The following is a 13,847-nucleotide window of genomic DNA, read 5'->3' as shown; positions in this document are numbered from 1 at the left end:
CGTGTCACACCCAACATGCGTCCCAGTCAAACTCAAATGATCCCGCAAAAAACCAGACAATAACGTCCGACCCTCTACATCGCCACTCACAGCCTTACCGTTCACAGTCATGGAGACCTGTGTCATGAATTCCTCCCGGTCAAATGTTTCTCCCTGTGGCCGAGTTAAGCACGGGAGCCATTGTTTGAGAACAAAAATCTTGTCGTATTCGATGCGCCAAACGTCGTGTAACGCTCATGATTTCGTGCATTGGCAAAGCAGGTCAAAATACGCTGGCGTCACGGTTTGCGTTGCGCCCTAGGCTGGGGCCGCGTGGGAATTTCCTTGAGCAATCCACCCACTCCCATCGCCGCGATATCGGCGCCGGTGGTTTCAACCCCGCAGGCCACACGGGACAAAACCCAATCCGCCCCGTTCAAAGCCGGCGAGCGCGCGCAACCCGGCAGTCCGATCACAGGACGCTTACCCAACGACCCCAGAAAGAGCAGATTTCCAGGATCAACCGGCATGCCAAACCGATCCACCACCCCTCCGGCTTCACGAATGGCTGACGGGGCCACATCATCCACATCCGAAGTTGCCGAGGCGGTCAGGATCATCAACAGGTCCCCTGGCGTCTGAGCGATTGCCGCAGCGATCTGGCCGCTATCGTGAGGCACGATCTGAACGTCGCTCAGCTCCATCCCCAACAGTTCGACACGCCCTTTTATGGCTGCGATGCCTTTTTCATTCCGTGGGCCACCGGGAATATCAGTGACGATGAGCCCAGCGGTTCTGTGAACCGGTGCAATCAATCGAACCGCGTTTTGTGCGAAGTTTGCGGCGCGCCGAACGTCAGCCTCGGGAACCGCATAAGAGATGATCTTGATCGTTGCGACCATACCCCCATCGCTCATTTGCTGGTGCTGAGGCACGGTGGCGACGGTGATCATCGGGTTGACCCGATTGAACTGTTCCAGCGCGTCGACATCTAGGTTTACGACGCCCGGACCATCAGCCAAAAGGTTCACGCGCCCGGTAAACGCTTCGGTGATCCGCAGATTGGCAGCCTCTGCATCGGGAACCAAAGCGCGCGCCAAAAGACCAGCCGCCTCATCCTCATGGCAATCGCCGGGATCCAATTGCGCGACGGTGACTTCGGTCAGCCCGGCTTGGGTCAGTCCCGCAATGTGATCATCTGAGAGGGTCAATCCCTTGCGCAGCTTGCGCCCGTTTGCTGAAACTGAATGCGCAAGGATCGTTCCCTTCGCCTGATCAACGGGCAATGGGCCAAACTTCATGCCTTGCCCCGCAGAACAGCCGTCATCTGGGCCAGAATGGCCACTGCAATCTCGGACGGATCAAACGCCCCGATGTCCAGACCAATAGGTCCATGGATCAGATCGATCTGTGTGTCGGTGAACCCGGCAGCTTGCATCCGCGCGACCCGTTTCGCGTGGGTTCGGGTCGAACCGAGCGCGCCAATGTAGAACACATTCGCCTCAAGCGCGGCTTGCAGTGCCGGGTCATCCAGCTTTGGGTCATGGGTCAGCAACACGACGGCGGTACGCGTATCCAATCCCAGCTTGGCAACGGCCTCATCCGGCCAATCCGTGAGAATAGTCTCACCAGGAAAGCGGGCGTCAGATGCGAAAGCCTCACGCGGGTCGACAATTGCGGGATCATATCCGGCGATCCGAGCCATCGGCACAAGCGCCTGCGCGATGTGAACCGCGCCGACGACGATCAGCCGAAGCGGCGGATTGTGGACGGCAACAAAGGTTTTGCCATCTTCTTCGAAACCTGACCGGTCCATGCGCAAACGGTCGGGATATTTGTTGCGCCGCAGGGACCGGTGGCCGCTGTCGATATTGACCTCATAGGCCAAGGGCTCGCGCGCTGCCCGCGCGGAGACCAGTTCGGCCAGCATGGGTTCGGGCAAAACCTCGCCCACCGGCTCGACCAAAACCCTGATGGTGCCGCCGCAAGCGAGACCGACGGCAAAGGCGTCCTCGTCGCTGACACCAAATTCCAATAGGCGTGCCTCACCCTCGTCGATAGCTTCCAATGCCTCGACAATCACAGCGCCTTCGACGCAGCCACCCGAGACAGAGCCTTCGATCCGACCATCGCCACCGATGACCAACTGCGCACCGACGCGCCGCGGCGCACTGCCCCAGGTTTCGACAACAGTCGCAAGGGCCGCGCCGCACCCGCTGCGATACCAGTCCAGAGCCGTTTCAGGGCTGTTGTCGAATCTCTGCATCAGAGCCTCCTGCGGTGTATCGCTTCAACATAGTGAGCCATGATACAAAGAAAAGCGTAGGCGTGTTGCTGTGATATCAGATTGATCCTATCTCGCCCGGCTTCTAATCTGTCATCATGCTTGGAATCAAATCCGGCAGACCCCCAGAATTTCAGAACGGAGACACAGAGTTGAAACGCATTCTTACACTCGGCGCCGCAATCGGCATGTTGGCTGCAACCGCAGCCTCTGCGGATACATATGAACGCTACGGTGAGGTCGAAGGCTGGAAAGTCTTCATCGATAATGAGCGTAAATCCTGCCTGATCGAAGCCATTGATGACGCTGAAAACGTGGTCCAGATGGGCCTGACCGAAGATCGCGGCGTTGGCTATGTTGGTGTGTTCACCAAAGCCAAGACAAACATCAAACGCGGCGAGAAAGAAGCCGTGGCAATCCTTCTGGGCGACAACCTGTATCTGGGCGAAGCCACGGGCATGAAGGGCAACATCACCAAAGGCTATTCCGGCGGGTATGTCCTGTCCGATGACCCTCAGTTTGCCGAAGACATCGCGAAGAAGCAGGTGATGATCGTGTTCCCCGAAAAGGAGTTCGCCTTCACCGTCGATCTGACCGGTACCTATAAGGCGATGGAAATGGCGCGGGAGTGCAACGCGAAACAACTTGGCTAAACCCTAGCCTGAAAGCGCGGACATAAGCCGCGCTTTCTCACCCATGTCACCGGGCTCCGAGATGACGGTCGCCAAGTCTTCAAGCGAGGCAATGGAGTGACCGGCCCGAAAACTATCGACATGTGGCAGCATCGCGGCCACACCCTGCGCCTTGGGCGCAAAGCCATCCCAGCGCAGCAGCGGATTGAGCCAGATCAGGCGGCGCGCAGACAGGTGCAACCGTTCGGTTTCCTTGGCTAACGCTTCTGCGTCACCCCGATCCAACCCGTCCGAGATCAGCAGGACGACTGCACCCTGCCCCATTACGCGACGCGACCAGTCCCGGTTGAACGCGTGCAGGCACTCTCCGATCCGCGTGCCCCCTTCCCAATCCTGCGCCTCGGCCCCCGCAGCGGCCAAAGCGGCATCCACGTCACGTTGGTGCAGATGACGAGTAATGTTGGTGAGCCGAGTTCCGAAGGTAAAGGCATGCACCTTTGCCCAACCCGCCCCCTTGGCGTTCGAGACCGTGTGCAGGAAGTGCAGGATCAACCGGCTGTATTGGCTCATCGACCCAGAGATGTCGCAAAGCACCACCAGATTGGGCCAACGCGGCCGCTGTTTTTGCCGGGCTATTTCGTGGAGTTCACCCCCTTGTCGCATTGCGGCACGCAGGGTTCTGGCCCGATCTATCCGATGACCAACATGACTCGGCTGTCCACGGCGGCTTTCAATCGGTTTAACCGGCAGGCTGAGACGCGCCAAAAGGCGTTTGGCCTGGGCAATCTCTGCCGTGCTCATCTGTTCGAAATCCAGACTTCGAAGCCTTTCTTCGGAGGATGCGGTTTGTGACGCGTCGATATCGAGCTCGGTCTCACCCTCATCATTCGTGCTCTCGGGCTGATCGCGCTCAACCCCATCCAGCAACGCCTCTGCCGCCCGTTTTTCGGCCGCGTCCGCCTTGCGTTCCTCCTGCACGCCACGAATGGCGGGCAGCATCATGGACATCATATGCTCCAGATATCGCGGGTCGCGCCAGTAGAGGCGAAAGACCTGAGCAAAAACGGTGCGATGTTCGGGCCGGTTCACGAAACAGGCGTGCAGGGTCCAATAGAAATCCTGCCTTTGGGTAAAACCGGCAGCCTGTACTGCCCGGATCGCGTCCACCACCCGGCCCGTCCCGATTGGCAGCCCCGCCTTGCGCAAGGCACGGGCAAAATGCGTGATGTTCTGCGCCAGTTTCGGGTTGTCGGGGATATCAAGCGGGAGTTGTTCAGCCATTACCGTTCATGGGGGCTCTGCCCCCAAACCCCCGAGGTATTTTTGAACAGAAGAAGCATCAGGCGGCTTCGAGATTGGCTTTGGCCTCGTCCAGAATGCGTTTCGCTTCCGAGCCCTGCAGTTTCTGGATGTCGTCCTGATATTTCAGGATCGCGCCCAACGTGTCGCCAATCACCTCGGGGCTGAGGTTGATGACGTCCAGAGCCAACAGGCATTTGGCCCAGTCGATCGTTTCGGCCACGCCGGGTTTCTTGAACAGGTCTTCGGTGCGCAGGCGCTGAACAAAGGCCACAACCTCACGGCTGAGTGCTTCGGCGGCTTCGGGAGCGCGGGCGTGCAGGATTTCGATCTCGCGGTCGAAATCAGGGTAGTCGACCCAGTGATACAGGCAGCGGCGTTTCAGGGCGTCATGCACCTCGCGCGTACGGTTCGAGGTGACGATGACGATGGGCGGTTCGGGTGCCTTAACGGTGCCGAGTTCGGGGATGGTGACCTGAAAATCGCTGAGCGCTTCGAGAAGGAAGGCCTCGAACGGTTCGTCGGTGCGATCCAGTTCGTCGATCAGCAAAACCGGCGCGCCGTATTCATCGGGCCTCATCGCCTGCAACAACGGACGCTCGATCAGGAAATCATCCGAGAACAGTTCTGTTTGCAGCGCGTTTCGATCTGCACCCCCGGCAGCCTCGGCAGTGCGGATCGCCACCATCTGGGCCGGGAAGTTCCATTCATAGACAGCGGAAGAGGCATCCAGCCCCTCATAGCATTGCAGCCGTATTAACCGTCGGTTCAATCCGGCGGCCAGCGCCTTGGCAATCTCGGTCTTGCCAACCCCAGCTTCGCCTTCCAGAAACAGGGGTCGACCCAGTTTCAGCGATAAAAACACCACGGTCGCCAAAGCCCGTCCGCAGACATAACCCTGCTCTCCCAACATGGTCTGAACCGCATCAATCGATTGCATCTTTGACATGGCATCCCTCCGTCCGACCAAAAGGTCACGCTGGGCGCCGGTCGTCAACCCGGCCCGATATGGTCCCTTAGTCGCATCCGGGCTCTTTTCCACCGGCCCGCGCTATGTTAGCGGGGCGTCATGACCGAAAGCATCACGATCCGCCGCCCCGACGATTGGCATCTGCATCTGCGCGATGGCGCGATGCTGAAAGCCGTCCTGCCCGAAACTGCGCGTCATTTTGGGCGTGCGATCATTATGCCCAACCTAGTGCCCCCGGTTGTGACCGGTGCGCTGGCTGCCGCGTATCGGGATCGCATTCTGGCTGCGCTGCCAGAAGGCATACAATTTGAACCGCTGATGACACTGTATCTAACCGAGGATACCGACTCGAGCGATCTGGCTGCGGCCCATGCCAGTGGGTTGGTCAAGGCTGTGAAGCTTTATCCGGCCGGGGCCACGACCAATTCAGCCTCGGGCGTGCGAGATTTCGACAAGGTTCGCCCGGTGCTTGAGAAGATGGCCGAGATTGGTCTGCCCCTATGTGTGCATGGGGAGGTCACAGACGCCGAGATCGACATCTTCGACCGTGAGGCCGTGTTCATCGACCGCGTTCTTGACCCGATCCGCAAGGCTACACCGGGCCTGCGTGTGGTGATGGAGCACATCACGACCCGCGATGGCGTTCAGTATGTTGCCGCCAACGACACGGATCTGGGTGCGACGATTACGGCGCATCACCTGATCATCAATCGCAATCACATTCTGGTAGGCGGGATCAAACCGCACTACTACTGCCTTCCGGTTGCCAAGCGCGAAGAACATCGGCTCGAGTTGCTGAAAGCCGCGACATCGGGTGATCCACGTTATTTCCTGGGCACGGACAGTGCACCGCATACGGATGACAACAAGGAAATGGCCTGTGGTTGCGCCGGGTGTTTTACCGCGACCAACACGATGTCACTGGTGGCAGAAATGTTCGACCGTGAAAGTGCCATGGACAAGTTGGAAGGGTTCGTCTCGCTGAACGGACCCGCCTTCTATCGCCTGCCGGTGAACGAAGGCACCATCACGTTGGCCAAAGGCCACCCGGTCGAATATCCCAACAAGATCGAAACCGAAGACGGCCCCGTTACGGTGTTCGATCCCGGCTTCCCTCTGCACTGGCGCGTGGTTTAACCCGCCAGTTTTGCAGCCAGATCGCGGGCGCGACCTCCGGTGCGCAGCATCGACCAGATCACGTCTGCCTCATCGGCGCCGATCAGCTTGGACGCTTTGGCGCGCACACGATCCTCTCGATCCGGCAGGGATATCGGGGTCATCAGGTCATGCGTTGCCTCAAGCCGGGCCCCATCGCGGCGCAGCAGGGCCAGTTGGGCTTGCGTCTCGGACAAGGCCTCATCCGCTTCGACCACGATACGGTCCTGCAACGATTTGACACGCGGGTCCGCGCAGGTTTTCTGAGAGTAGCTTCCGGGCAAGGCGGTATCATAGCCAAGGGCCTGCATGGCGATCACGGCACGGTAGGAAAACTTGGCTTCCAGCCCTGTGGTGGGTGACATCTGGTTGCAGACGCTCATCCAGCGCGGATGCGTTTTGACCTTGATCTCAGCGACTTCAGGTTCGGCGATATCCAGATCACGTGCCGCCTCAAGCGCCGCATGCAATCCATGACAACAGGCGTGGAACTTGTGGCTAACGGATTCGAACAGCCATTCATCTCCGAGCCCATCCAGCGCTGCGACGTCATCGGCAGCCCCTTGATGGGTGGCACCAAAACCAAACGGGCCTTCCATAGCGTCCTCGTTAGGCTCAAACCCTTTGTGAACCAGAAGCGCAGCCTCGACGCCCGCAGCAGAGGCCATCCCTGCATTATAGGGTTTGCCCATTGTCCCGAATTGCGCCTTAAGGCCCGCCGCGCGGGTCGCCGTCAGTCCCAGCACCTGCCGCATCTGACCCGCGCTGAACCCCAGAATGCGCCCAACCGCAACCGCTGCCCCAAAGGCCCCTGCTGTCGCCGTTTGATGAAACCCGGTCTGATAGTGACCACGGCCCAGCCACAGCCCGATACGGATTGACGTCTCCATCCCAACCAAAGCCGCTTCGAGAAGATCGACCAGGATACGATCATCCCACTCTGACGCCGCCAATGCAGCGGGTAGGACAGCGACCGAAGGATGGCCGATATGGGCAAAATGGGTGTCGTCATAGTCCAACGCATGGGACACCGTTCCATTGACCAAAGCCGCAGCACGTAAGGGCGCGGCACCGCTACCGAACAGATGCGCCTGCGCTGCGCCTTTCTCATCCATCGCCATGTCGCGGACGATAGTCGAAACGGGCTCGTCAATACCGGCCCGACCGACGGCGACCCAATCCAGAACAGAAAGCGATGTGACGATGCGCGCCTGCGCGGTTGTCGTGATCGGGCCTGCGGCAAATGCCGCCAGTGTTGAGGTGAAATCTGACATGAGGCGCAGTCTAGCGTGCGCCAAGCGCGGGTAAAGCCTTAGCTGTAAAGCGCCGCGGCGCGCGCCTCGAAGGCGCGCACGATGCGCAGCATGGCTTCGTTAAAAACAACACCGATGATGCCTTGCAAGATAGCGTTCTTGAACTCAAAATCCACGTGGAATGAGACATTGCACCCACCTTCAGGCGCGTCCTCGAACTGCCAATCGGATTTCATGTATTTGAACGGGCCATCCAGATACTCGGTATCGATCTTCTTCTGATCCGGATAGAGGGTCACCCGGCTGCCAAATCGTTCACGGAACACCTTGAACGAGATGACCAGATCGGCCTCCATCACTTCAGCCTCGCCCACCGCATAGGTTTTGCGAATACGGGCAGCCGCGCACCAGGGCAGAAACTGCGGATACTGGGCGACATCCGCGACCAGATCATACATCTGTTGGGCGGTGTATGGCAGGTGGCGCGTTTCCGAGTGAATTGGCATGGCATTCAGGCATTAAAAGGTGACATTGGCGCGTCATGTCGTATGTTGCGCGCCAAAGATCAAGGGGGCAGCGATGAGCGACCGCGCATATGTGATAGATGAGATGATCTCGGCCAAGGCCATCGCGGCGCGGATCGAAGAGCTATGTCGCGAAATCACCGAAGAGTTTGGCAATACAGACAAGCTGGTTGTGGTCGGCCTGTTGCGCGGTAGTTTCGTGTTCATCGCCGATCTGGTGCGCGAGCTGGACCTACCGATCGAGGTGGATTTCCTTGAGGCCTCGTCTTACGGCGATTCGATGGAGAGCAGCCGGGAAGTTCGCATTCTCAAAGACTTGCGTGGCGCAATTGAAGGGCGTGATGTGCTGGTTGTCGAAGATATCGTCGACACCGGCCATACGCTGAACCACGTCACAAACCTGCTGCGCAGCCGCGAGCCAAATCGCCTGAAATCCATTGCTCTTCTGGATAAACCCAGCCGGCGAGAGGTCGATTTCCGCTCAGACTGGATCGGGTTTGAAATCCCGGATGAATTTGTTGTGGGCTATGGCATCGACTATGCGCAGCGCAATCGCAACCTGCCCTTTATCGGCAAGGTCAGGTTCACCGAAGACGCGTAAGCAGCGGTTTCAGCCCAGAATCTGACGGATCGCGTTCAGGAAGATATCCGTTCCGACCGGGATTAAGGCGTCCGGGAAATCGTAGTCCGGATTGTGGAGTTGCGGGTGATCGCGCCCTGCCCCCAGCCAGAACATCGCCGTTTTCGCACCTTTGCTAAACTGTCCGAAATCCTCAGAAAACCGCTGCGGTTGGTCGGTCAGGTCACAGGTAGTGTTTTGTGCGGCGCATGCATGGGATAAAATATCGACGGCATCCGCATGATTGGTGCAAGCGTCAAAGACATCTTCGTACGTGATCGAGGCGCTAAGCCCGTCGGATCGCGCGATCTTTTGCACCAGCGCTTCGGCGTCTGATACCAGCTTGTCCATGCGTTGATCAGATACCGTGCGTAACGTCACCCACAATTCGGCCTGCCCTGGGGCAACGCCAAATGTTTGCTCTCCTAAACGCGCATGGGTGATAGTCGTGAGCGCGTAGTCCTCGCTTAGGTCGCCACCCATACCAAGGCCCGTGAGCCTGGGAATCAGGGCTGATACCGCACCCGCCGGGGATACCCCATCCTGAGGCACTGCGGCGTGCGAGGTTTTACCCGTCAACCCAATTCGCATCCCGCGTGAGGCGCAATTGGCAGGGCCTTTGCACAACTCGACCCGACCAAGCGCAAGACCCGGCAAGTTGTGCAACGAAAACACATAGTCGGGCGCGACCTCGGCAAAACGCGGATCAGCGCGAAACGCTTTGGCCCCCTGCCCGGTTTCTTCGGCGGGCTGGAAGATCAGGGCAACACGACCGCGCAGTGGGCGTTGCTGTTGCAAGGCCAGCGCCAGGCCCAGAACCATCGCCATATGACCATCGTGACCGCAGAGATGCCCCTTACCCTGCACTTGTGATTGATATGGAAGATCCGAAAGCTCCTGTATCGGCAACCCATCCAACTCACACCGGATCGCAATGCAAGGACCGCTCTGGCCGCTGTTGAAGATGGCGGCAACGCCATGCCCCCCGAACCCCGTTAGAACCCTGTCCGCGCCTGCGTGCCGCAACTCATTTGCCATCCGCGCAGCGGTGGCCTGTTCCTGTCCGGACAGTTCGGGCTGTTGGTGCAGTTCGTGGCGCAGCTGCGTGAGCCGCGCCAGATGGTCTGGCGTCACGCCTGCCCCAGCTTTTCTTGCCGAGCAGCGCGCAGGCGGGCGAAATCATCACCGGCATGGTAGGAAGAGCGCGTCAGCGGTGTAGCCGAAACCATCAGGAATCCCTTCCCATAGGCCGCCTTTTCATAGGATTCGAACTCTTCGGGTGTCACGAAACGATCCACCGCGTGATGTTTAGGCGTCGGCTGCAGATACTGCCCGATGGTCAGGAAATCGATGTCGGCTGCGCGCATGTCATCCATGACCTGGGCAACCTGCTGCTTGTCTTCGCCTAGTCCAACCATGATGCCGGATTTGGTAAAAATCGACGGGTCCAATTCTTTTACCCGCTGCAACAGACGCAGAGAATGGAAATACCGCGCGCCAGGACGCACCTCGGGATAAAGGCCCGGAACGGTTTCCAGATTGTGGTTGAACACATCCGGTTTCGATTCCACCACGGTCTCCAGAACTTCCGGATCACATTTCAGGAAATCCGGCGTCAGAATTTCGATGGTTGTCTTAGGCGAACGATGACGCACCGCGCGAATGGTCTGCGCAAAATGATCGGCACCACCATCCTTGAGGTCATCTCGATCGACAGACGTGATCACCACGTGGTTTAGACCCAATTTTTCAACTGCATGCGCCACACGGCCTGGTTCGAAAACGTCCAGCGTGTCCGGACGCCCGGTGGCGATGTTACAAAAGGTGCAGCCACGGGTACAAATCTCACCCATGATCATCATGGTGGCGTGACCCTGGCTCCAGCACTCGCCCACATTGGGGCAGCCAGCCTCTTCGCAGACAGTGACCAGATTGTTTTCGCGCATGATCCGATGAGTTTCGGCATAGCCTTTACCACCGGGCGCCTTGACGCGAATCCATTTGGGTTTTTTCGGCTGCGCATTGTCCGGGCGGTGAGCTTTTTCCGGATGACGTTGTTCTGGGATCTTCAGATCTCGCACGGGCCGCTTTCCTAGCATTGGGTCAACTTTGTGTACCTATAGCATAGTGCAGTGAAGCCGGTTACGCCAGCACTGCATAGCCGCTATGCATGCACACCGCGCAAGCGCAGAATAAGACGGGAATCAAAGCAATATCGCTTTGTTTTTTCGTTTATTTCCTGCTGCTTAGAGATAACTCGCATACGCAGCATTTCTACGATTGAAGGCCCGGATCAACTGTTTTACTCCCAAGCCAATTCAATATGAATCACAGGAGATCCAGCATGAAATCCGGCGCAAAACTGCCTGATGTCACCTTTCACACTCGCGTCCGGGATGAGGCCATCGAAGGCCCCAACCCCTATCGCTGGCAGGATGTCACCACAGCGGATTACTTCGCTGGCAAGCGGGTTATCCTGTTCTCGCTGCCCGGTGCGTTTACCCCGACCTGCTCGACCTACCAACTGCCGGGTTTCGAGAATGGCCATGGCGACTTCGTCGCCAAAGGCGTTGATGCCATCTACTGTATGTCGGTCAACGACAGCTTTGTGATGAACAAATGGGCGCAGGATCAGGGGCTGAAAAACGTCAAGGTCATCCCGGACGGGTCCGGTGAATTCACCCGCAAGATGGGCATGCTGGTCGACAAAGACAATCTTGGTTTTGGCATGCGGTCCTGGCGCTATGCAGCGATCATCAATGACGGTGTGGTCGAAGCTTGGTTCGAAGAACCGGGCCTGATGGATAACTGCCCCGAAGACCCGTATGGGGTTTCCTCGCCCGAGAACCTGATGAGACACTTGGAACAGGCGGCAGAGCCTGAATTGGCCTAAGCCAACTTCAACACCCAAGAACTGGCCTGCCCATTGGCGGGCCATTTCATGTTCGGGTGGCCGTTACGATCTGTTCACCCACATCGCGGATCACGTGCTCCAGCCTTTCGGCCCAATCGGCCTTGCCGCTCGAAGCACGGTGGACCAGCCCGACAGTCCGGGCCGGTTGTGGGCTGCCAAACCGCAACAGTCGCAGGCCTGGAACGGCCTCAGCCTCCGCGTGGGCAGCGAGTTCAGGCATCAGGGTCAAGCCAAATCCTTCGGCTACCAACCGCGACAACGTCGCTAGGGATGAGGCTCCCATGTTGATCTGCCCGCTGCCTCGGTCCTGACCGCAAACCTCGAGCGCCTGATCGGTCAGGCAATGCCCATCTTCCAGCAGCATCAATTGAGCAGATTGCAGATCAAGCGGGCGCAGCATATCTGGGCTTGCTGATACCTTTTCAAGACGCGCAGCACTGCCTGCCAAAAGGAACTGATCCTGAAACAGAGGTGTTTCCCGGAATTCGGTGCCACCAACCGGCAAGGCCAGCACAGCCGCATCAATCTCTCCCGCGCGTAGCAAGGCCAACAGACGCTCGGTTCTGGCCTCACGTATCTGCACCCGCAGCGAAACATCACCCGAACGCAGACCAGCCAGAACGCCAGGCAAAAGATAAGGTGCAATCGTTGGGATAATGCCAATGGATAAGGACCTGTGCCCACCCGAATGATCACGCGCAAACTGATCCAACCGATCAGCGGCGCCAAGGATCAGCCGCGCGCGCTCTAGCACATCGCGCCCCAGTGGCGTCAGCAGAATGTCACGGGCCTGCCGTTCGAACAGAACACCGCCCATGATCTCTTCCAGCGCCTTGATCTGAAACGATAACGCGGGTTGGGACACATTGCAAACCTGAGCCGCACGACCAAAGTTGCGCTGTTCGGCGACGGCCTGAAAATACTGCAATTGTCTGAGGGTAAAGCTCATAACTCTTGCTTATCAATACCGGGCAATTCCGCAAGGGTCATATATGGCCACTATCCGATCATCTGGTCCTGTTCCGTCTGATCTTCGTAGTGGCGTTTCAAGCGCTGCAAGGCGATGCGCAGAACGATCTTGCCGGACCGTGCAGACCAACCCATTCGCTTCTCTGCTGCCTCCAGCCCTTCGAGGTAACAGCAACAGCGCAGGGCCACGTCGCTCAGCCCCGGCCCCAGATCCGACAATGCCCGCGCAACCCGATCTCGTGCGTCCGAAGATCCACGCCCGCCATGCGATTCACTGTCAAAGCTGCCTCGGCCACCCCCCGTCAGGAACCGATCCCAGTTTTGCGCGACCTGCGGCCCGATCTGTGCCAGTTCGAAGTCCTCGCGCAGGCGCTCTCCGGCGCTGACAAGGGTTTCGTCCAGAAAGGGTTTGCCATCGCGATCCCTGCGTCGCGCCAGCGCGACCAAGGGGCTTTCAGCGGCACAATAGCGAATCCGGCGCGCCCGATCCGTCTGTGTCGTTGAAGCTTTGGCCTGAAACGGCATCTGAGCCTCCGCCATTCCAAATTCATTCTTGGTGCGGGCCTCGTTCTCTGCTTCTGCCACCAGACGGTTCAGCGCCGCGCGTCCCGATGCCGAAATCCGGTATCGCGAGATGCGACCAGGATTGTCGCAGCTGATCCAATCCTGCAGCGCAAGCGCCTGCGCAATCTTGCAATCAACAACAGCCGTTCGGGTTGCCGCAGCATCGCCGGTATCCCGAACAACAACCGCCTTATCCATATCTTCCGCAACGGCAAGAACCGATCCGGTTTCGCACAGACGACGCAGGATGCGCAGCGCTTCCTGATCAAACTTCTCTGCGTCTTCTGACTCTTGCCCAACCCGGTGATCTTCCGAGATCGAGAAATGCGTTTCGGCCAGCGATTGCAACGCGGCATCCACAAGTGGATCATCCCGACGCATTTCGATACGTCTGATTTGTCGCAGAATAGTTGATGCATGGCACCCCTCGGATCGTGCGATATCTCGTATCGATCGACCGGTCTCGGTATGCGCAAGGTATCGCTGCGCCCCTTCGGGCACCCAAGCCGGTATGGTGAAAGCCATGTAGTTTTCCATATTCATTTGCCCTCGTCGACAAAATTGACTGCCACTTTTCGCCCGCGGAATTTGAGTTAACCAAATCTAACTAGAGGTGCTTTTGTTACTCGTTCGTTAACCCCAACGGTTGCTAACCAGATTTGATTCAAAAAGATAAACAGTCGTG

At 58.3% G+C, this 13,847-nt stretch carries 14 protein-coding genes and 1 pseudogene; 4 read left to right on the top strand and 11 right to left on the bottom strand.

What is annotated here, in order from left to right; all coding sequences use genetic code 11:
- The 3 genes and pseudogenes from ACR0JX_RS08195 to ACR0JX_RS08185 form a co-directional block, all read right to left on the bottom strand.
- Window positions 1–126, bottom strand: a pseudogene (locus ACR0JX_RS08195) ((2Fe-2S)-binding protein); the annotation flags it as partial.
- A 152-nt stretch (window positions 127–278) separates the two neighbouring features.
- Window positions 279–1,280 (bottom strand): molybdopterin-binding protein, encoded by a 1,002-nt coding sequence (locus tag ACR0JX_RS08190; RefSeq protein WP_480542962.1) that lies wholly within the window; start codon window positions 1,278–1,280, stop codon window positions 279–281.
- Complete coding sequence (locus ACR0JX_RS08185; protein WP_480542960.1) at window positions 1,277–2,245, bottom strand: XdhC family protein; 969 nt, start codon at window positions 2,243–2,245, stop codon at window positions 1,277–1,279. The genes ACR0JX_RS08190 and ACR0JX_RS08185 overlap by 4 nt, the downstream gene beginning before the upstream one ends.
- Window positions 2,246–2,415: 170 nt before the next feature.
- Here ACR0JX_RS08185 and ACR0JX_RS08180 point away from each other — a divergent pair, with 170 nt between their 5' ends.
- Complete coding sequence (locus ACR0JX_RS08180; protein ID WP_353007241.1) at window positions 2,416–2,916, top strand: hypothetical protein; 501 nt, start codon at window positions 2,416–2,418, stop codon at window positions 2,914–2,916.
- Window positions 2,917–2,919: 3 nt separating this feature from the next.
- Here ACR0JX_RS08180 and ACR0JX_RS08175 read toward each other — a convergent pair whose 3' ends face one another.
- Window positions 2,920–4,176, bottom strand: coding sequence for a vWA domain-containing protein (locus ACR0JX_RS08175; RefSeq protein ID WP_480542958.1), 1,257 nt, complete (start codon window positions 4,174–4,176; stop codon window positions 2,920–2,922).
- A gap of 58 nt (window positions 4,177–4,234) precedes the next feature.
- On the bottom strand, window positions 4,235–5,143 hold the full coding sequence (locus ACR0JX_RS08170) for an AAA family ATPase (RefSeq protein WP_480542956.1): 909 nt from the start codon (window positions 5,141–5,143) through the stop codon (window positions 4,235–4,237).
- Between the two features lie 120 nt (window positions 5,144–5,263).
- Between ACR0JX_RS08170 and pyrC the strand changes: the two genes are divergently transcribed.
- Window positions 5,264–6,301 (top strand): dihydroorotase, encoded by a 1,038-nt coding sequence (pyrC, locus tag ACR0JX_RS08165; protein WP_480542955.1) that lies wholly within the window; start codon window positions 5,264–5,266, stop codon window positions 6,299–6,301.
- On the opposite strand, the gene ACR0JX_RS08160 is transcribed toward pyrC, so the two are convergent.
- On the bottom strand, window positions 6,298–7,593 hold the full coding sequence (locus ACR0JX_RS08160; RefSeq protein ID WP_480542953.1) for an MmgE/PrpD family protein: 1,296 nt from the start codon (window positions 7,591–7,593) through the stop codon (window positions 6,298–6,300). The genes pyrC and ACR0JX_RS08160 overlap by 4 nt on opposite strands.
- A 38-nt stretch (window positions 7,594–7,631) precedes the next feature.
- The gene (locus ACR0JX_RS08155) at window positions 7,632–8,078 is read right to left on the bottom strand and encodes a type II toxin-antitoxin system RatA family toxin (protein WP_480542951.1); all 447 of its coding nucleotides are present in this window, start codon (window positions 8,076–8,078) and stop codon (window positions 7,632–7,634) included.
- Window positions 8,079–8,151: 73 nt separating this feature from the next.
- On the opposite strand from ACR0JX_RS08155, the gene hpt reads away from it, so the two are divergent.
- Window positions 8,152–8,697 carry a hypoxanthine phosphoribosyltransferase gene (gene hpt / locus ACR0JX_RS08150; protein WP_480542949.1) on the top strand — a complete coding sequence of 182 codons (546 nt, stop codon included), beginning with the start codon at window positions 8,152–8,154 and terminating at the stop codon, window positions 8,695–8,697.
- A 9-nt stretch (window positions 8,698–8,706) separates the two neighbouring features.
- Here the strand turns inward: hpt and ACR0JX_RS08145 are convergent, their stop codons facing one another.
- Both ACR0JX_RS08145 and lipA read right to left on the bottom strand, forming a co-directional pair.
- Window positions 8,707–9,849 (bottom strand): amidohydrolase, encoded by a 1,143-nt coding sequence (locus ACR0JX_RS08145; protein ID WP_480542947.1) that lies wholly within the window; start codon window positions 9,847–9,849, stop codon window positions 8,707–8,709.
- Window positions 9,846–10,796, bottom strand: a complete 951-nt coding sequence (gene lipA, locus ACR0JX_RS08140; protein WP_170530077.1) for a lipoyl synthase — start codon at window positions 10,794–10,796, stop codon at window positions 9,846–9,848. The genes ACR0JX_RS08145 and lipA overlap by 4 nt, the downstream gene beginning before the upstream one ends.
- A 263-nt stretch (window positions 10,797–11,059) precedes the next feature.
- On the opposite strand from lipA, the gene ACR0JX_RS08135 reads away from it, so the two are divergent.
- Entirely contained in the window at window positions 11,060–11,608 is a 549-nt protein-coding gene (locus tag ACR0JX_RS08135; RefSeq protein ID WP_480542945.1) for a redoxin family protein, read from the top strand.
- A gap of 46 nt (window positions 11,609–11,654) precedes the next feature.
- On the opposite strand, the gene ACR0JX_RS08130 is transcribed toward ACR0JX_RS08135, so the two are convergent.
- Together ACR0JX_RS08130 and ACR0JX_RS08125 are read right to left on the bottom strand one after the other, a co-directional pair.
- Window positions 11,655–12,578 (bottom strand): LysR substrate-binding domain-containing protein, encoded by a 924-nt coding sequence (locus ACR0JX_RS08130; RefSeq protein WP_480542943.1) that lies wholly within the window; start codon window positions 12,576–12,578, stop codon window positions 11,655–11,657.
- Window positions 12,579–12,628: 50 nt separating this feature from the next.
- Window positions 12,629–13,699 (bottom strand): DUF6456 domain-containing protein, encoded by a 1,071-nt coding sequence (locus tag ACR0JX_RS08125; RefSeq protein WP_480543011.1) that lies wholly within the window; start codon window positions 13,697–13,699, stop codon window positions 12,629–12,631.
- Window positions 13,700–13,847: the final 148 nt, after the last annotated feature.

This window comes from Ruegeria sp. AH7 (genome assembly GCF_056541325.1).
This window is presented reverse-complemented; position numbering and strand designations above follow the sequence as displayed.

Coding starts and splice junctions, on each gene's coding strand:
- ACR0JX_RS08125 (WP_480543011.1), bottom strand. CDS start 13,699: ATGGAAAACTACATGGCTTTCACCATACCGGCTTGGGTGCCCGAAGGG.
- ACR0JX_RS08175 (WP_480542958.1), bottom strand. CDS start 4,176: ATGGCTGAACAACTCCCGCTTGATATCCCCGACAACCCGAAACTGGCG.
- hpt (WP_480542949.1), top strand. CDS start 8,152: ATGAGCGACCGCGCATATGTGATAGATGAGATGATCTCGGCCAAGGCC.
- ACR0JX_RS08170 (WP_480542956.1), bottom strand. CDS start 5,143: ATGTCAAAGATGCAATCGATTGATGCGGTTCAGACCATGTTGGGAGAG.
- ACR0JX_RS08155 (WP_480542951.1), bottom strand. CDS start 8,078: ATGCCAATTCACTCGGAAACGCGCCACCTGCCATACACCGCCCAACAG.
- pyrC (WP_480542955.1), top strand. CDS start 5,264: ATGACCGAAAGCATCACGATCCGCCGCCCCGACGATTGGCATCTGCAT.
- ACR0JX_RS08190 (WP_480542962.1), bottom strand. CDS start 1,280: ATGAAGTTTGGCCCATTGCCCGTTGATCAGGCGAAGGGAACGATCCTT.
- ACR0JX_RS08135 (WP_480542945.1), top strand. CDS start 11,060: ATGAAATCCGGCGCAAAACTGCCTGATGTCACCTTTCACACTCGCGTC.
- ACR0JX_RS08160 (WP_480542953.1), bottom strand. CDS start 7,593: ATGTCAGATTTCACCTCAACACTGGCGGCATTTGCCGCAGGCCCGATC.
- ACR0JX_RS08130 (WP_480542943.1), bottom strand. CDS start 12,578: ATGAGCTTTACCCTCAGACAATTGCAGTATTTTCAGGCCGTCGCCGAA.
- ACR0JX_RS08185 (WP_480542960.1), bottom strand. CDS start 2,245: ATGCAGAGATTCGACAACAGCCCTGAAACGGCTCTGGACTGGTATCGC.